We start from the raw sequence: 17,965 nt of genomic DNA, 5'->3' as shown, positions 1-17,965 counted from the left end.
ATTGCGATGAGTACCGACGATAAACGCATCCGCGAATTCGCCTATCAGATCTGGGAATCGGAAGGTAAGCCCGAGGGTCAGGAATCACGCCACTGGGAGATGGCGCGCAAACTGGCCGAAGCCGAGGCACTGGCTCCGAAGAAATCGCCGAAGGCGGCCGCTGGCAAAACGGCGAGCCCCAAGGCCTCTGCCCCCAAGGCAACGGCGGCCAAGCCCAAAGCCACAACGGCAAAAGCCAAGCCAGCCAGCGCTGCCAAAGTGATTCCCCCGGGCGAAAAAGCCGCCGAGAAAAAGCCCCGCGCGCCGCGCAAGCCCCCGGCCATCTGAGGCTTTTCCAACCATTGAACTGAATGACCGTGTGGCGGGTTCGCTCGCCACAACGGGTTCACTCGCCCTTTAAAAATGCCCACCCCGATTTGCAGGAGCAATCATGACCCGTCCAAAGAAAGCCGAGCCCGCCGCACACGCCGAACCCACGCGAATCCGCGAGGGTCTGCCCTTTCCGCTCGGTGCCACCTGGGATGGGTTGGGGGTGAACTTTGCGCTGTTTTCCGCCAACGCAACCCGCGTCGAACTGTGCATCTTCGACGATGGCGGCGAAGTCGAACTCGAACGCATCGAACTGCCGGAATATACCGACGAGATTTTCCACGGCTATTTGCCCGACGCCCATCCGGGGCTGATTTATGGCTACCGGGTCTACGGTCCCTACGATCCGGCCAACGGCCACCGATTCAACCACAACAAACTGCTGATTGACCCCTACGCCAAGCAATTGGTCGGCCAGTTGAAATGGTCCGAGGCGCTGTTCGGCTACACCATCGGCCACCCGGATGCCGACCTCAGTTTCGATGAGCGCGACAGCGCGCCCTTCGTACCCAAATGCAAGGTCATCGACCCGGCGCACACCTGGGGCAACGACCACCGTGTCAGCGTGCCGTGGGACAAAACCATCATTTATGAAACCCACGTGCGCGGGATCAGCATGCGTCACCCCGCCGTGCCGGATAACGTGCGCGGCACGTTTGCCGGGCTGATGGTCGACGATGTGCTGGAACACATCCGCAAATTGGGTGTGTCGACCGTGGAGCTGCTGCCGATCCATGCCTTCGTCAACGACCAGCACCTGCTGCACAAGGGCATGACCAATTACTGGGGCTACAACAGCATCGCCTTCTTCGCCCCGGACCCGCGTTACCTGGCCAGCGGCAAGATCGCCGAGTTCAAGGAGATGGTCGCGCACCTGCACGAAGCCAATCTCGAAGTGATCCTCGACGTGGTCTACAACCACACCGCCGAAGGCAACGAACAAGGCCCGACCCTGTCGATGCGCGGGATCGACAACGCCTCGTACTATCGACTGATGCCGGACGACAAGCGCTTCTACATCAACGATTCCGGCACCGGCAACACCCTGGATCTGAGTCACCCGTGCGTGTTGCAGATGGTCACCGACTCGTTGCGCTACTGGGCCAGCGAAATGCACGTCGACGGTTTCCGCTTCGATCTGGCGACCATCCTCGGGCGCTATCACGACGGTTTCGACGAACGCCACAGCTTCCTTGTCGCCTGCCGTCAGGACCCGGTGCTGCGTCAGGTAAAACTGATCGCCGAACCCTGGGACTGCGGGCCCGGTGGTTATCAGGTCGGTAACTTTCCGCCGGGCTGGGTCGAATGGAACGACAAGTTCCGCGACACCGTGCGTGCGTTCTGGAAAGGCGATGACGGCCAGCTCGCCGACTTCGCCAGCCGCATGACCGCTTCCGGCGAGATGTTCAACCAGCGTGGCCGACGCCCTTATTCGTCGGTGAACTTCGTCACCGCCCACGACGGTTTCACCCTCAACGATCTGGTGTCCTACAACGACAAGCACAACGAGGCCAACGACGAAAACAATCAGGACGGCAGCAACAACAACCTGTCGTGGAACCACGGCGTAGAAGGCCCCACCGACGATCCGGAAATCAATGCGCTGCGTCATCGGCAGATGCGTAACTTCTTCGCCACCCTGCTGCTGGCCCAGGGCACGCCGATGCTGGTGGCCGGTGACGAGTTCGCCCGCACCCAGGACGGCAACAACAACGCCTATTGCCAGGACAGCGAGATCGGCTGGGTCAACTGGGACCTGAGCGAGGACGGCAAGGCGCTGCTGAAATTCGTCAAACGCCTGATCAAGCTGCGGCTGACCTATCCGATCCTGCGTCGCGGGCGGTTTCTGGTGGGCGAATACAACGAAGACATCGGGGTCAAGGACGTGACCTGGCTGGCACCGGACGCCACAGAGATGACCACCGAGCACTGGCACGATGCGCACAATCGCTGCCTGGGCATGCTGCTCGACGGCCGCGCCCAGGAAACCGGCATCCGCCGCAAGGGCGCCGACGCGACGTTGCTGCTGGTGGTCAACGCCCATCACGACATCGTCAACTTCACACTGCCGGAAGTGCCTGAAGGCAGTTTCTGGACCTGCATGGTCGACACCAACCAACCGTCGATCCGGGGTCAGGAGCGCTTCGATTTCGGCCATCAATATTCGGTCACCGGACGCTCGCTGCTGTTGTTCGAGCTGCAACGCGACGAGGAAGACTGAGATGGATCTTTCGGACTATTTCTCGCGTCACACGCCGGACTACCGGGATAGCGCAGCGCTGGGGCGGTGCCTGCGGGAAATGGTCGAGGCGGGCCTGGATCGTCTGCCGTTGCCCGGCAGCGGTCGCACGCTGGAGCGCTGGCAACGACTGTCCGAAGTCGGCGGCCATGATCTGGGTTTGTGCAAACTCTACGAAGGTCATACCGATGCCTTGGCGATCATCGAGCAGCTCGGCGGCACACCGACACCCGACAGTACGTGGGGCATGTGGGCGGCCGAACCACCGCAGGCGCGGGTCCGGGTCAGCCGTTCGGGGCAACTGGTGCGACTGAACGGGCGCAAGGCCTGGTGCTCCGGGGCTGCGGTGCTTACTCATGCCCTGCTCACGGCGTGGGATGAAGAGGACCGCCAGCAACTGGTGGCCGTGGCGCTCGATCAACCGGGGGTGAGCGTGACCGATCAGGGCTGGCAAGCCGTCGGCATGGCCACCACCGGCAGCGTCGAGGTGCTGTTCGATGATGTGGAGGCTCAGGCGATCGGCGACCCTGGCGACTACCTGCAACGTCCGGGTTTCTGGCACGGCGGGATCGGGATCGCCGCGTGCTGGTACGGCGCCGCGAAAGAGATCGCCGAGCGCTTGCGCCAGCAGTGTGCACGACATGAAGAGCCTCACGCTCTGGCCAGTCTCGGCGCCGTCGACAGCGCCTTGCACGCGGCCGCTCAAGTGCTGCGTGTCAGCGCTCTGGACATCGACAGCGATCCCGGAGCCGACGCCGAACTGCTGGCCCGCCGCGTTCGCGCCGTGGTCGAGGATGCAGCCGAGCAGGTCATCCGCGAGACCGGACGGGCACTCGGGGCCGGGCCGTTCTGCAAGGATCCGCACTTTGCCCGTCTGGCGGCCGACCTGCCGGTTTACCTGCGCCAGAGCCACGCCGAACGGGATCTGGCGGCACTGGGCCAACTGATTGCACAACAACCACCGGGGTGCTGGGCGCTATGAAACGCAACCCGATTGTCGGCGAGGGAACCTCCTTGCATGAATGGCAGGGTTCACGTCATCTGGCGGCGGTGGACAGCATCGACATCCTCGACCTGGTTCCGCCGGGATCGAGGGCCGTTGTGATAGCCCCTCACCCGGACGACGAGGTACTGGGAAGCGGCGGATTGCTGCAGTTGCTCGCTGCGGCGGGGCGCACACTTCAACTGATTTCGGTCACGGATGGCAGCGCCAGTCACCCAGGCTCGGATCGCTGGCCGGTGGAGCGGCTGAGCGTGGTGCGCCCGCAGGAATCCGCAGAAGCCCTGCGTCGCCTCGGCCTGCCCATGCACCAGTTGCAATGGTTGCGCGGCGGCTTCCCCGACACGCAAGTCGCCGCGCGTGAGTCAATGCTGTGCGAATACCTGATCCACTACCTGCAACCCGACGACGTTATCTTCACCACCTGGCGCGAGGACGGCCACAGCGACCACGAAGCCGTCGGCCGCGCCAGCATCGAAGCGGCCCGGCGCGTCGGTGCGATTTGCCACGAACTGCCGGTCTGGACCTGGCACTGGGCAACCCCGGAAGACGCCATCGTGCCTTGGGAGCGGGCGCGCAAGATTCTGCTCAGCCCGGCGCAGGTCGCGCGCAAGCGTCATGCGGTGCATGCGTTTGCCAGCCAGCTGGAAGGCGATCCCGACGCGGGCCTGCCACCGGTGCTCGCGCCCTATGTCATCGATCGACTGCTGCAACCGTTCGAGGTGGTCTTCCTGTGAGTGTCGAGAATCGCTACTTCGAAGGCCTGTTCGCGGGCAATAACGACCCCTGGGGATTCCGCCAGCGCTGGTACGAGCAGCGCAAGCGCCTCGTGACCCTGGCGGCCCTGCCCCGCCCGCACTACCGGGCAATCTTCGAACCCGGATGCGCCAACGGTGAACTGAGTGCGGCACTGGCCGAGCGCTGCGATCGACTGGTGTGCTGCGACACGTCTACCGCTGCGGTCAATCTGGCGCGTACCCGACTGAGCCTGTTCGACCACACCGAGGTGCGTCACGGACGTCTGCCTGGCGACTGGCCTGAGGAAAAATTCGACCTGATCGTCTTCAGCGAAATCGGCTACTACATCGATCGACAGGATCTGACAGAGGTCATCCACCGCATCAGCGATTCACTGACGGCAGACGGGCAATTTCTTGCCTGTCACTGGCGGCCGCCAATCGAAGGTTGCCCGCTCAATGCCCGTCAGGTTCACGACCTGATCCATGAGAACTTGCACCTGCCGCGACTGGTTCTGCATCAGGAAGCGGATTTCCTGCTCGAAGTCTGGAGTCGCGAGCCCCGCTCGGTGGCCGCACTGGAGGGTTTGCGATGATTGGCATCCTGATTCCAGCCCACAACGAAGAAGACTGGCTCGATGACTGTCTGCACGCTGCATTGCGGGCTGGCGGGCATCCGATGCTGGCCGGTGAGCCGGTGGAAATCCTGGTGGTGCTCGACAGTTGCACCGATCGTTCGGCGCACATCGTCAGCCAGTATCCGGTGCAGGTTTTGAGCATCGAAGCGCGCAACGTCGGCCAGGCACGGGCCATCGGTGCGCAGCAACTGCTTGAGCGAGGTGCACGCTGGATTTCCTGCTCGGACGCCGACAGCCGCGTCGCCGAAGACTGGCTGGTGGCACAACTGGGGCTGGGCATGGATGCCGTGTGCGGCACGGTGACGGTCGAACGCTGGCATGAGTCGTTCGATGAAGCGGCGCAGATTCGCTATCACCGTGATTACCAGGCCTGCGAAGGTCACCGGCACATCCATGGCGCCAATCTGGGTGTCAGTGCGCAAGCCTACGTCCGCGCCGGCGGGTTCGAGCCGTTGCCCTGTGATGAGGATGTGCAACTGGTCCGGCAACTGGAGCGATGCGGCGCCAGCATCGCCTGGAGCCATCGCCCGCAGGTCATTACCAGCGCACGCCTGGACAGTCGCGCGCGCGGTGGTTTTGGCGACTATCTGCGACACTTGGCACAGACTGAATAAAAAAAAGCGGAGCAGATTGATCTGTAACGCGACGAACTGTCCTTCTTGAGCAATACTCTGCATCGCGGCAATCCAGGGTTCGGAGCGCTGCCGGGTAATCAACCAGTCTTCAGGGGTCAATCACGCGTGGTCGTGTGCGACTGAAGGCCAGACACAACAAGGACGTCCTGCCTCATGAAACCGTTATCTCTCAACGAAAGCGGCCTGCCGGCGCAAATATGGAACAGCGCCGCGCAACTCGACAATATTCCGGTCATCAACACCCACAGTCTCGTGCCGCCCGGCGCCCGTGCGGTGGTCATTGCGCCCCATCCCGGGGATGAAGTGGTGACCTGCGGCGGCCTGCTGCAGCTGTTGTCGGCCCTCGGCCATCCCCTGCAATTGCTCTCGATCACCGATGGCAGTGCCAGTCACCCCGGCTCCCGCCAGTGGTCAGAAAAACGCCTGAGCGTGTTCCGCCCCCAGGAAAGCGTTGAGGCCCTGCGCCGTCTGGGCCTGCCGATGCACAGCCTGAAATGGGTGCGCGGCGGTTTCACCGACAATGCCCTGCTCGATCAGGAAACCCAGCTGACGGAATTCATTTCCCGCTACCTGCGCCCCGGTGACGTGGTGTTCAGCACCTGGAGCGAGGACGGCAGCGCCGATCATGAAGTGGTCGGCCGGGCCAGCGCCAAAGCCGCCCGACAGGCCGGCGCCACGTACCACGATGTGCCGGTCTGGGCCTGGCACTGGCCGGAACGTGATCAGGCACAGATCCCGTGGCACCGCGCCCGCAAACTGCGCCTCGACACCTGGACCGTCGCACGCAAGAGCCACGCCACGCACGCCTACGCCAGCCAGTTGAACGGCGAGCCGGCCATCGGCATTGCACCGCTGTTGCCCAAGGCTATTCTGGAGCGCATGCGTCTGCCTTATGAAATTGTCTTCGTTGACTGATGGGCGGGCGCGGGCAGTCACTCAATGTGAACTGCCCGCGCCCGGATCAGTCGCAAGAAGAGGCAGTCATGATTCATAGGAGCGACCGTGTCCAGCGATCCCAAGCGTCATGCCATCGACGTGTCCGCCATTCATCGCCTGCGGGTGTTGACGGTCAATACACACAAGGGTTTCACCGCACTCAATCGGCGTTTCATCCTCCCGGAGCTGCGTGAAGCGGTACGCAGCACCAGCGCCGATCTGGTGTTTCTTCAGGAAGTGGTGGGCGAACACGAACGGCACTCGAACCGCTACAACGAGTGGCCGCAAACCTCGCAATACGAGTTTCTCGCCGACAGCATGTGGAGCGATTTCGCCTACGGGCGCAACGCCGTCTACCCCGACGGCCACCACGGCAATGCGCTGCTGTCGAAGTACCCGATCCGCGAGTTCCGCAACCTCGACGTCTCGATCACCGGCCCCGAACGACGGGGCCTGCTGCATTGTGTACTGGATGTGCCGGGGCATGCCGAGGTGCACGCGATCTGCGTGCACCTGAGCCTGCTGGAAAGCCACCGGCAATTGCAGTTGCAGCTGCTCTGCCAGTTGCTTGAATCCCTGCCGGACGATGCGCCGGTGATCATCGCCGGGGACTTCAATGACTGGCAGATGCAAGGCAACCTCGCCCTCGCCCGTCGCGACTACCTGCACGAAGCGTTCGAGCGCCATCACGGGCGGCCTGCCAAGACCTACCCTGCTCGCTTTCCGCTGCTGCGGCTGGACCGGGTCTACCTGCGCAATGCCAGCAGTCATGACCCGCAGATTCTTGGCAGCAAACCCTGGACCCATCTGTCGGATCATCTGCCGTTGGCGGTCGAAGTGCATTTGTAGTTCGACTGCGCAGTGAGTGTTTACGCCAGCGCCGACCGCAGTAGCAATATTGACAGTAATGAGCTACGTGGCCTGGCAGGAAACAGAGGCAATCGCATCAGTTGGCAGGCCGATAGCAGGCTAAGCAAACGCTCTGTCTCGCGGTTAAAGGCGTGTTTACCCCTGCAAACAACAACTTAGATATGTGCAGAAAAACAAACGCTTGTGATCTCTGATTTAGCCATACCGCTCATCGTCCAATTTCTTGACGCAATGTCAGCGGTCTTCTTAGCTCTACCTTACTACCCCCGGAATCACTACTCGGGGCGCGCCTTCGGACACTCGTGAAACGGGCTGCCCCAGGTTCGCCTCGCTCCATTCGGTCGCCCCTCGTTCGGGGTAGGAGAGACGCCAAGGCGAGATACCGCATGCGATAGCAAGGTAGACCTTCATGAAAACCTCACTCACCCCCCACGAGATCAAAATCACCTTTTGCACCGTTTCAAGTTCTATCTTGCTCTGCTCATCCATGGAGGCGCAGGCGGGTCCTGTGGCGGATGAGACTACGCCCTGGTATCGCCAGGACGTGCCGATCATGACGCTGCCCGCGACCGTCATCACGCCCGATCCGCAACGCCTGAGCCCGCGTCCGGACCTGCGCGGCACGCATTTGCTCACCGAGGATCTCGCCCCCTCGGACTGGGATCAGCTTTACGGGCAGCCCTCTCGCCTGGCACAGAGCGACATCCTTGGCACCGGGTTTGCGGTGCCCGGCTCGGGGGAAGTCAAAGGGCCGGCCGTGCTGACCTTGCATGGCAGCGGCGGCCAGACCCAACGCATCGGCCTGATCGGCGGCCTGAATCAGATCCAGGGCAACGGCAGCGGCCTGATCGTAAACCGCGCGCTCGCCGACCCGACCAGCGACACCCTCAATCTGCAGGGCCAGAGCCTTGGCGCCTATTACAGCCTCACGGGTTCCGCAGGCTGGCACGTGGATCTGTCGGCCAGCGGCGGCCGGGTCAGTGGTTTCAGCCGCAATGAACAGGGCGCGCGCCTGGCCACGGAAGGCAGCGCTATGACCCTCTCGGTGGAAGGCGGCTTCCCGATCGGCCTGAGCGAAAACTGGGTAGTCGAGCCTCAGGCACAATTGATCAATCAGCGCATCACCCTCGACACGCCTTATGCAGGCTCGGGCAATGCTTCATCGACCGACATTTCGTCCTGGAGCGGCCGGGTCGGTGCCCGACTCAAAGGCAGTTACGACCTGAGCGGTCTGCCGGTCGAGCCCTACGTACGCACCAACCTGTGGCACACGGTGTACACCGGCAACGCGGTGACGCTCGATCAGGTGGACAAGATCAGCAGCAGCCGCAAGTCGTCGACGGTGGAACTCGGTCTGGGTCTGGTGGCGAAGGTCACGCCGTCAGTGAGCCTGTACGTGAGCGCCGACTACAGCAGTGATGTGGATGACAATGATCTGAACGGGTTGATCGGCAGTCTCGGGGTGCGGATGCGCTGGTAAGCACGCTCCTGCGGGAGCAAGCCGTTTGCTCCCGCAGGTTTATCATCAACCCTCGGGCTTGAGGACCAACACCGCCAGCGGCGGCAGATTCAGCTCCAGCGACAACGCCTGACCGTGACTGGCCACGTCTTCGGTGAACGCCCCGCCGCCGTTGCCATAGTTGGAACCGGCATAGGTGTCGGCATCACTGTTGAGCAGCTCCTTCCAGCGTCCGGCAAACGGCACGCCCACCCGGTACGACTGACGCGGCACAGGTGTGAAGTTGGCCACCACCAGCACCGGCGCCCCCTCCTTGCTCCAGCGCAGCCACGCATAGACGCTGTTGATCGCATCGTCACCGATCAACCACTGGAACCCCTGCGGTGCATCGTCCTGCTCGTGCAGCGCCGGCTCTTCGCGGTACAACCGATTCAGATCGCCAACCAGTTTCTGTACGCCTTTGTGCTCGGAATACTGCAGCAGATACCAGTCCAGTTGCTGATCGTGATTCCACTCGCGCCACTGGCCGAACTCGCAGCCCATGAACAGCAGCTTCTTGCCCGGATGGGTCCACATGAAGCTCAGATAGGCCCGCAGGTTGGCGAACTTCTGCCAGCGGTCGCCGGGCATCTTGTCGATCAGCGAATGCTTGCCGTGCACCACTTCGTCGTGGGAAATCGGCAGGATGAAGCGCTCGGACCAAGCGTACACCAGGCCAAAGCTCAACTCGTTGTGATGATGGGCGCGGTACACCGGATCCTGCTGGATGTAATGCAGCGAATCGTGCATCCAGCCCATGTTCCATTTGTAGGCAAAGCCGAGGCCACCCTGCTGGGTGCTTTGACTGACGCCCGGCCACGCCGTGGATTCCTCGGCGATCACCAGCGCGCCCGGTGCTTCCAGCGCCACCACATCATTCAGGTGACGAAGAAAGTCGATGGCCTCCAGATTCTCCCGTCCGCCATGGCGATTGGGCACCCACTCCCCGGCCTTGCGCGAATAGTCGCGATAGAGCATCGACGCCACCGCATCGACCCGCAGCCCGTCAACATGGAAATGCTTCAACCAGTGCAACGCCGACGCCAGCATGTAGCCGTGCACTTCGGTGCGTCCCAAGTTGTAGATCAGCGTGTCCCAGTCCTGATGGAAGCCTTCCAGCGGGTTGCCGTATTCGTACAGCGCCGTACCGTCGAATTGCGCCAAGCCATGGGTATCGGTTGGAAAGTGCGCCGGCACCCAGTCGAGAATCACCCCGATATCGGCCTGATGGCAGGCGTTGACGAACGCCGCGAATTCATTCGGCGTGCCATAACGCGCACTCGGAGCAAACTGCGACAGCAACTGGTAACCCCAGGAGCCACCGAACGGGTGCTCCATGATCGGCATCAGTTCGATGTGGGTGAAGCCCAGCTCCTTGACGTAGGGAATCAGTCGCTCGGCCAATTCCGGCCAGGTGTACTGACGGGCCACTTCACCGAGATCGTCCAATTCGCATTGCCAGGAGCCGGCATGCAGCTCATAGATCGACAGCGGCACATTGTGTTGCTGGCGCTCGCGGCGGCCGGTCATCCAGTCCTGATCCTGCCAGTCGATCTGCAACGGTGAGGCGACTTTGGACGCAGTGTCCGGCGGCAGGCTGGTGGCCAGGGCCATCGGGTCGGCCTTGAGCGGCAGGATGCCGTGGGCGCCGAGGATTTCGTATTTGTACAGATCGCCCGCCTGCAGGCGCGGAATGAACAGCTCCCAGACCCCGGACGGATGGCGCAGCCGCATCGGATGCCGGCGCCCGTCCCAGACGTTGAAATCGCCCACCACCGACACCCGCCGGGCATTCGGCGCCCACACGGCGAAACGTACGCCGTCGACGCCATCGACGGTTTTCAGCTGCGCACCGAGGCAGCTGCTGAGGTCGCGGTGATTGCCTTCGGCGAACAGATACAGATCCATTTCACCGAGCAACTGGCCAAAGCTGTAGGGATCTTCCGCGACCTGCTCGCCACCGGCCCAACGCGTACGCAACAGATAAGGCCGCGCCGATTCGAAATGCCCGACAAACAGCCCCGGCGTCTCGGTCGCCTCCAGCGGGCCGCGCTCTTCGCCGCTGTCCTTGTCCAGCACCGAGACGCTCAATGCGCCGGGCAGATACGCCCGGATGAACTGCCCGCCGGCACCATCGCCGTGGGGCCCGAGAATGGAAAACGGGTCCTGATGTTCTGCGCGCACCAGGGCATCGATGTCCCTGGCCCCGGGCAGCAAACGCTCTTTGACCTGACCCTGTTCCTTGTTCGAGAAACTCATGACTACTCTCCACCAAAATCGGAAAAGGGTTCCAGCCCCGTCAATAACCCATACAGACCGTGCAACGGCACGGGCAGCCAGGTGGGGCGATTTTCGGCTTCATAGGCCACTTCGTAGGCCGCTTTCTCCAGACCGAACAACGCCAGTGCGGCGTCGGCACCTTCAGGATCCTGCCAGGCATGATCAAGACTAGCTGCCGCTCGCTGATATGCCTCGACAAATGCCTCGCGGGCCTCACGCAGATAACGCTCGGCCACTCGCCGACGCGCCGCTTCGGCCTCGGGACTGTTGTCGACGTTGTGCACGTTAATGGTCATCGCCGCGGCGTAATCGAAGGAACGCAGCACACCGCTGACATCCTTGTACGGGCTGTGCTTGCCACGACGCTCGGACAGTGGCCGCGCCGGTTCGCCTTCGAAATCGATCAGGTACGCATCGCCCTTGATCACCAGCACCTGCCCCAGATGCAGGTCGCCGTGCACCCGAATGCGCAAGCCACCGGCGGATTTCTTCGCCAGTTCCTGCACATGGGCGAGGATGGTTTTCTTGTGGTCGAGCAGACGACTCACAAGCTTCTGATCCGCCGCATCGAGTTCGCCCTGATGCTGTTTGAGCAGCTTCAGCGCATGCTCGACCTGAGCGCCCACGTCCTTGCCGGTGGCCTGCGCATCCTTGGCCGAGCTGACCTGTGGCGCGAAGTCCGGGTTGTCGGTGGGCGTTGCCAGCACCTGATGCATTTCCCCCAGTCGCTGCCCCAGCATGCCGGCAAAATCCTTCAGTTCGCCGAGGGCGTTGTAGTGCTGCGACTGTTCGGACACGGCGTCCGCCAGCTCATCGCGCAACGCCCGCTCAAGGTTGTTTTGCGTCCATTCCCAAGCGTCGCCCTGGTTGCTCAAATAGCCCTGGGCAATCATCAGCAGATTGTCTTCGCCCTGCCCGTCGCGGCGAATCACCAAACCGAGCAGCGGGGAGATATTGGCAAATCCGGCGGCGGTCAGGTAAGCGCTCATCTCCAGTTCCGGGTGTACGCCGGACGCGACTTTACGGATCAGCTTAAGCACCAGACTGTTGCCGATCACCACCGAACTGTTGGATTGCTCGGCCGACAGATAACGCACTTCCGACTCGCTACCGAGTCCCAGGCTTTCCAGCTGCGGCGTGGCCTCGAAACGGATTTCGCCATCGCTGGAGTCCAGCACCGTGCCACTTTGCATGCCTTGTAAAACCGCACGGATAAACGCTTCGAGGCTGAACGCATCGGTAATCAGACCGACCTGACGGACCCGACGCACACGGGACAACGCCAGTTGCTGCGGCAACGCGGGCCCGACCTGATCTTCCGAGATAAACCCGAACGGCAATTGATAACGACTGGTCTGCCCACCGCTGCTGACTTCGATCTCGCTGAGCAACACCGGATGCTGCGCGTCGCCAAAACGCACGCCATAGGCCAGTCGAACGTGCTCGATGGCCGCATCCTTGCCGGCGAACCAGCGGCGGTTCTGCAGCCAGTTCGGCAGGATGCCCTGTTCGAGGGTGGCCCGGGACGGCGCTTCGAGCAGTTCTTCCATGCGTTTTTTCAACACCAGCGTGGTGAAATCCGGCAGGCTCTGCGCCGGCTCGACATGCCAGCTCGGCATCTGGTTTTCCGCCGCGAGGCCGAACCAGTAAAAGCCGTAAGGCGCCAGCGTCAGCAGAAAGTTGAGCTGACCAATGGGCGGAAAGGCATTACCGCCGAGCATCTCCACCGGCACCATGCCGACGTAGGCCGACAGGTCCAGTTCCACCGCCTGGGCACTGCGCGAAACGTTGGCCACACAGAGGATGATTTCGTGCTTGCCGTCCGGCCCGGTGTATTCGCGGGTGTAGGCCAGCACGCGGCGGTTGGCCGGCGAAAGCATTTTCAGGGTGCCGCGACCGAACGCCTTGGATTGCTTGCGCACAGTCAGCAGGCGACGGGTCCAGTTCAGCAGCGAATGCGGATCGCCGGCCTGGGTTTCGACGTTGACCGACTGAAAGCCGTACTGCGGGTCCATGATCGGCGGCAGCACCAGACTGGCCGGATCGGCCCGGGAGAAGCCGCCGTTACGGTCGATCGACCATTGCATCGGCGTGCGCACGCCATCGCGGTCGCCCAGATAGATGTTGTCGCCCATGCCGATTTCATCGCCGTAATACAGGGTCGGCGTGCCGGGCATAGACAGCAGCAGACTGTTGAGCAGTTCGATGCGCCGGCGGTCGCGCTCCATCAGCGGCGCCAGACGCCGGCGGATGCCAAGGTTGATCCGCGCGCGACGGTCGGCGGCGTAGTAATTCCAGAGATAGTCGCGCTCCTTGTCGGTGACCATCTCCAGCGTCAATTCATCGTGGTTGCGCAGGAAGATCGCCCATTGGCAATTGGCCGGAATCTCCGGGGTCTGGCGCAGGATGTCAGTGATCGGGAAGCGATCTTCCTGGGCCAGCGCCATGTACATGCGCGGCATCAGCGGGAAGTGGAACGCCATGTGACATTCGTCGCCATTGACGCCCTCGGCGTCGGTGTCACCGAAGTACAACTGGGTGTCTTCCGGCCATTGGTTGGCCTCGGCCAGCAGCATGCGATCCGGGTAGTTGGCGTCGATTTCGGCGCGGATCTGCTTGAGGACGTCGTGGGTCTCCGGCAGGTTTTCGTTGTTGGTGCCGTCGCGCTCGATCAGGTACGGAATGGCATCCAGCCGCAGGCCGTCAATGCCCATGTCCAGCCAGTAGCGCATCACCGACAGCACGGCTTTCATGACTTGCGGGTTATCGAAATTCAGGTCCGGCTGGTGCGAATAGAAACGGTGCCAGAAGTACTGACCGGCCACCGGGTCCCAGGTCCAGTTGGACTTTTCGGTGTCGAGGAAAATGATCCGCGTACCGTCGTATTTCTGGTCGTCATCCGACCACACATAAAAGTCGCGGGCCGCCGAACCGGGCTTGGCCTTGCGTGCCCGCTGGAACCACGGGTGCTGATCCGAGGTGTGGTTGATGACCAACTCGGTAATGACCCGCAAACCGCGCTTGTGCGCTTCGGCGATGAAGCGTTTGGCGTCGGCCATGGTCCCGTAATCGCTGTGTACGCCACGGTACTCGGCGATGTCATAACCGTCATCGCGCCGTGGCGACGGGTAGAACGGCAGCAGCCAGATGGTGTTGACGCCCAGTTCGGCGATGTAATCGAGCTTGGCGATCAGGCCGGGAAAGTCGCCGATCCCGTCGTTGTTGGAATCGAAAAAGGATTTGACGTGAACCTGATAGATCACCGCGTCCTTGTACCAGAGCGGGTCCTTGATGAAGGTGGCTGACTTGGGTTTCTTCGCCATGTGAAACTCCTGTTCAATGCATGAATGCGTCGGCCCGTATCAGGCAGCGGTGATCCGCCAGATCCCGAACGGCTGATAAGCCGGGTCGATCCGCATGAACTGGTACTTGCCGTGCCAGTCCCAGCGATGGCCGTTCATCAGGTCTTCGCCGTGGGTGGTGGCGTCGTCCGGCAGGCCCATTTCCCACAGCGGCAGTTCGAAATTCGCCTCCTGCGGGTGATGCGGATCGAGGCTGACGGCCACCAGAATGAAATTGCTGCCATCGGCGCTGCGCTTGCCGAAGTACAGAATGTTGTCGTTCCAGGCGTTGTAGATTTTCAGGCCCAGATGACTGTGCAGCGCCGGGTTCTGCCGGCGAATGCGGTTGAGCTGGGCGATCTCGGCAATGATGTTGCCGGGCTGGTTGAAGTCGCGGACGCGGATCTCGTACTTCTCGGAATCGAGGTATTCCTCCTTGCCCGGCACCGGCGCCGATTCGCACAGCTCGAACCCCGAATACATGCCCCACAGGCCCGAGCCCATGGTCGCCAGCGCCGCCCGGATGAGAAATCCCGGGCGCCCCGATTGATGCAGGAACGCCGGGTTGATGTCCGGCGTGTTGACGAAGAAATTCGGCCGGTAGCACTCGCGCCAGGGCGATTCGTTGAGTTCGCTGAAGTAGCTCGCCAGTTCAGCCTTGGTGTTGCGCCAGGTGAAATAGGTGTAGCTCTGGGTGTAACCGACCTTGCCCAGCCGCGCCATCATCGCCGGGGTGGTGAACGCCTCGGCGAGGAAGATCACCTCTGGGTGCAACGTGCGCACATCGGCAATCAGCCATTGCCAGAACGGCAGCGGTTTGGTGTGCGGGTTGTCGACACGGAAGATCTTCACACCCTCTTCGACCCAGCCGACGACGATGTCACGCAGTTCGACCCACAGGCTCGGAATCGCTTCCGGCGCATAGAAGTCGACGTTGACGATGTCCTGGTATTTCTTCGGCGGGTTTTCCGCGTATTTGATCGTGCCGTCCGGCCGCCAGTTGAACCAGCCCGGATGCTGCTTGAGCCATGGATGATCCTGGGAACACTGGATGGCAAAATCGAGGGCGATCTCCAGTCCATGGTCAGCGGCTGCCGCCACCAGCCGACGAAAATCCTCGCGGGTGCCGAGCTGCGAATGAATCGCTTCGTGCCCGCCCTCCTCGCTGCCAATTGCGTAAGGGCTGCCAGGATCGTCCGGCCCTGCAGTCAGGGAATTATTGCGGCCCTTGCGATGGCTGCGGCCAATCGGGTGGATCGGCGTGAAATACAACACGTCGAAGCCCATGTCCTGAATCATCGGCAACCGCGAGTGCACATCGTTGAAGGTGCCGTGACGGGCGGGATCGTCGGTGATCGAGCGGGGAAACAGCTCGTACCAACTGGCGAACTCCGCCAGTTCCCGTTCAACATCCAGCGGAAATTCCGGGCTGATGCTCAGATACGGGCGGTGATCGGCCTCGGCCATCAACTGCGCACTTTGCGGGTGCAGAAACAACGCGACCTGCTCGGTTTCGAGCAGGCCGGACAATTCATGGTGCAACGCCGCCAGCCGTTCGCTGAGTTGGCCTTCGCTGCGTTCGGCCGCTTGTTGCACCATCGTGCGGCCTTCTTGCAGCTCAAGGCTGATGGGGACGGCGGCCAAGTGTTTTTTCTCCAGTTCGTACTGAAAACTGGCGAACTGGTCGATCCAGGCTTCGATCAGGTACAGATAGCGGCCCATGCGCTGGGGCCGGAACCGGCCTTCCCAGCCATTGTTGCCCTGATCGGTCATGACTTCGCTTCGCCAGACTTCCTCGCCCTCTTCGCGCCAGCGGATGCGTACCGCCAGTTTGTCGTGGCCGTCGGCGAAGATCTTGCTGGTGACCACGATCTCGCGCCCGACCACCGCCTTGACGGCAAACTGCCCGCCATCAAGGGTCGGCCGGGTGTTTTCAATGACGATGCGCGGCAACAGCAACGCCTGCGACAGCGGGATGTGCGGGTTGTAGCTCTGTTCGGAGGGTTTTTCAGCAGTCATTGAGCATCTCTCCTTAACGCCCCAAGGACGCTCGTTTGCCTGTTCGATACTCACGGCCAGACCTGTGCCCGACCATGAACGCTCTCAGGTTCCGAGCGAACCTCGGCGACAAAAGTTCACAGGGATTTGCCCCGCCACAAAATCGGATCGATTTCGCGCAGAAGTGGTCAACCCACTTAAGCACTTCTCACGCCATGTGCCACACGGAGGTTCATCTGATGACGATTCCGATCCCCGCTGAAACGCCCGATCCGAACATCGACAAACCGGTGCTGCCCGAAACCGAGCCGCAACCGATCCCGGAACAGGAGCCACCGGGCACCACGCCGCCGCCCAAGGAAGAGCCACCGTCGACCATGCCGCCGGTGATTGTCTGATCAATGAGGTTCGTCGTGATCTTTCTCGAAGAGCCTCACGATCCTTGGCATCACACTGAATATGCCCAGTGCCAGTAACGTGCTGAGCAACGCCGTCGCTTCGCGGCCCAGACCGGCCGCGACGCCGATGGCGGCAGTCATCCACAGACCGGCAGCGGTGGTCAGGCCTTTGACGTGACCTTCGTCACCTTCGTGATTCTTGAGAATGGTGCCGGCGCCAAGAAAACCGATACCGGCGATCACCCCCTGCACCACCCGGCTCATCGCGTCGGCCTGTGATCCGGACAACTGCGGCACCAGCACGAACAGCGCCGCGCCGAGGGCCACCAGCATGTGCGTTCGCACCCCGGCAGCCTTGCCCTTGTGCTCACGCTCGAATCCCAGAATCCCGCCCAGTACCGCCGCCATCAACAGGCGCACGGTGATCCGCGTCAGCTGCGATGCATCGCCGATATCGGCGAATTCCGCTTGCAGGGTTTCCCACACTTCATGCCACCAGGCGTTCATCGTGCAGTCCTTGTGAAGGGGTCATGGACGGTGGACAGCAGCGACCATTAATCGGTTGCACAGAACGATCCCCCGGGGCCGCGCCCTAACCTTTCAACACCCCTTGGAAAAAAGGACAGCCCCATGACCGTGCGCATCGAAAACCAGACCTGTTTTTTCGCCACCGAAAACGGTGAACAGATTCGCCTGTGCGGCGACCTGACGGTCATCACCGACAGCGAGAAATCGATGTCGGCCGTGGAAATCGAAGGTCGGCGCATTTACATCACCGAGGCCGAAGCCGATGCCCTGACCGTCGCAGGCGCCACCGACGGACGCAAACACCTCAAGGCCACCGACAGTGATTCGGTGATTTGACTGACCCCGGTCAATATCCCGCGCAGCCGTCCGGGATAGGCGTCTGCGCCCCGCTCCGCCAACTGCTTCAAGTTGTCGCAGGGCCGGGCGCAAAACCCATCTGATACGCTTTTTATTGAAATACCTGAGTCTGTTATGCAAACAGATCGGCGCTCATAGTTC

General features: G+C 62.0%; 15 protein-coding genes. 11 read left to right on the top strand and 4 right to left on the bottom strand.

All coding sequences use genetic code 11. The annotated features are described in order from the left end of the window. Positions 1 to 6 precede the first annotated feature (6 nt). From IF189_RS13060 to IF189_RS13020, 9 genes are all read left to right on the top strand, one after another. Complete coding sequence (locus tag IF189_RS13060; RefSeq protein ID WP_192553462.1) at positions 7 to 327, top strand: DUF2934 domain-containing protein; 321 nt, start codon at positions 7 to 9, stop codon at positions 325 to 327. A 103-nt stretch (positions 328 to 430) separates the two neighbouring features. Beyond that, the gene (gene glgX / locus IF189_RS13055) at positions 431 to 2,590 is read left to right on the top strand and encodes a glycogen debranching protein GlgX (protein ID WP_134826700.1); all 2,160 of its coding nucleotides are present in this window, start codon (positions 431 to 433) and stop codon (positions 2,588 to 2,590) included. Position 2,591: 1 nt separating this feature from the next. Next, positions 2,592 to 3,590: an acyl-CoA dehydrogenase family protein gene (locus tag IF189_RS13050; RefSeq protein WP_134826699.1), complete on the top strand. Its 999-nt coding sequence runs from the start codon at positions 2,592 to 2,594 to the stop codon at positions 3,588 to 3,590. Next, complete coding sequence (locus IF189_RS13045; RefSeq protein WP_134826698.1) at positions 3,587 to 4,345, top strand: PIG-L deacetylase family protein; 759 nt, start codon at positions 3,587 to 3,589, stop codon at positions 4,343 to 4,345. The genes IF189_RS13050 and IF189_RS13045 overlap by 4 nt, the downstream gene beginning before the upstream one ends. Further along, positions 4,342 to 4,941, top strand: a complete 600-nt coding sequence (locus IF189_RS13040; protein WP_134826697.1) for an SAM-dependent methyltransferase — start codon at positions 4,342 to 4,344, stop codon at positions 4,939 to 4,941. The genes IF189_RS13045 and IF189_RS13040 overlap by 4 nt, the downstream gene beginning before the upstream one ends. Beyond that, the gene (locus tag IF189_RS13035) at positions 4,938 to 5,597 is read left to right on the top strand and encodes a glycosyltransferase (RefSeq protein WP_134826696.1); all 660 of its coding nucleotides are present in this window, start codon (positions 4,938 to 4,940) and stop codon (positions 5,595 to 5,597) included. The genes IF189_RS13040 and IF189_RS13035 overlap by 4 nt, the downstream gene beginning before the upstream one ends. Before the next feature lie 174 nt (positions 5,598 to 5,771). Beyond that, positions 5,772 to 6,533 (top strand): PIG-L deacetylase family protein, encoded by a 762-nt coding sequence (locus IF189_RS13030; protein ID WP_192553461.1) that lies wholly within the window; start codon positions 5,772 to 5,774, stop codon positions 6,531 to 6,533. An 87-nt stretch (positions 6,534 to 6,620) separates the two neighbouring features. Then, positions 6,621 to 7,403: an endonuclease/exonuclease/phosphatase family protein gene (locus IF189_RS13025; protein WP_134826694.1), complete on the top strand. Its 783-nt coding sequence runs from the start codon at positions 6,621 to 6,623 to the stop codon at positions 7,401 to 7,403. A 430-nt stretch (positions 7,404 to 7,833) separates the two neighbouring features. Continuing rightward, positions 7,834 to 8,904 (top strand): autotransporter outer membrane beta-barrel domain-containing protein, encoded by a 1,071-nt coding sequence (locus IF189_RS13020; RefSeq protein ID WP_134826693.1) that lies wholly within the window; start codon positions 7,834 to 7,836, stop codon positions 8,902 to 8,904. A 45-nt stretch (positions 8,905 to 8,949) separates the two neighbouring features. On the opposite strand, the gene glgB is transcribed toward IF189_RS13020, so the two are convergent. The 3 genes from glgB to IF189_RS13005 are packed head-to-tail and all read right to left on the bottom strand — an operon-like array spanning position 8,950 to position 16,562. Next, positions 8,950 to 11,181, bottom strand: coding sequence for a 1,4-alpha-glucan branching protein GlgB (gene glgB, locus IF189_RS13015; RefSeq protein ID WP_192553460.1), 2,232 nt, complete (start codon positions 11,179 to 11,181; stop codon positions 8,950 to 8,952). Between the two features lie 2 nt (positions 11,182 to 11,183). Further along, complete coding sequence (gene treS, locus IF189_RS13010; RefSeq protein WP_192553459.1) at positions 11,184 to 14,525, bottom strand: maltose alpha-D-glucosyltransferase; 3,342 nt, start codon at positions 14,523 to 14,525, stop codon at positions 11,184 to 11,186. Between the two features lie 39 nt (positions 14,526 to 14,564). Next, a complete protein-coding gene (locus IF189_RS13005) occupies positions 14,565 to 16,562 on the bottom strand; it encodes an alpha-1,4-glucan--maltose-1-phosphate maltosyltransferase (protein WP_192553458.1) in 1,998 nt (665 codons plus the stop codon). Positions 16,563 to 16,780: 218 nt separating this feature from the next. On the opposite strand from IF189_RS13005, the gene IF189_RS13000 reads away from it, so the two are divergent. After that, entirely contained in the window at positions 16,781 to 16,939 is a 159-nt protein-coding gene (locus IF189_RS13000) for a hypothetical protein (RefSeq protein ID WP_167443771.1), read from the top strand. Here IF189_RS13000 and IF189_RS12995 read toward each other — a convergent pair whose 3' ends face one another. Beyond that, positions 16,940 to 17,446, bottom strand: coding sequence for an MgtC/SapB family protein (locus IF189_RS12995; RefSeq protein ID WP_192553457.1), 507 nt, complete (start codon positions 17,444 to 17,446; stop codon positions 16,940 to 16,942). It lies immediately after the preceding gene. Positions 17,447 to 17,569: 123 nt separating this feature from the next. On the opposite strand from IF189_RS12995, the gene IF189_RS12990 reads away from it, so the two are divergent. Beyond that, positions 17,570 to 17,803, top strand: a complete 234-nt coding sequence (locus IF189_RS12990; protein ID WP_192553456.1) for a DUF3203 family protein — start codon at positions 17,570 to 17,572, stop codon at positions 17,801 to 17,803. The last annotated feature ends 162 nt before the right edge of the window (positions 17,804 to 17,965 follow it).

It is taken from the genome of Pseudomonas sp. IzPS59, assembly GCF_014863505.1.
GTDB classification, from domain to species: Bacteria; Pseudomonadota; Gammaproteobacteria; order Pseudomonadales; family Pseudomonadaceae; genus Aquipseudomonas; species Aquipseudomonas kribbensis.
Note: the sequence above shows the minus strand (reverse complement) of the source record. Positions and strands in the feature narration are given on the sequence as shown.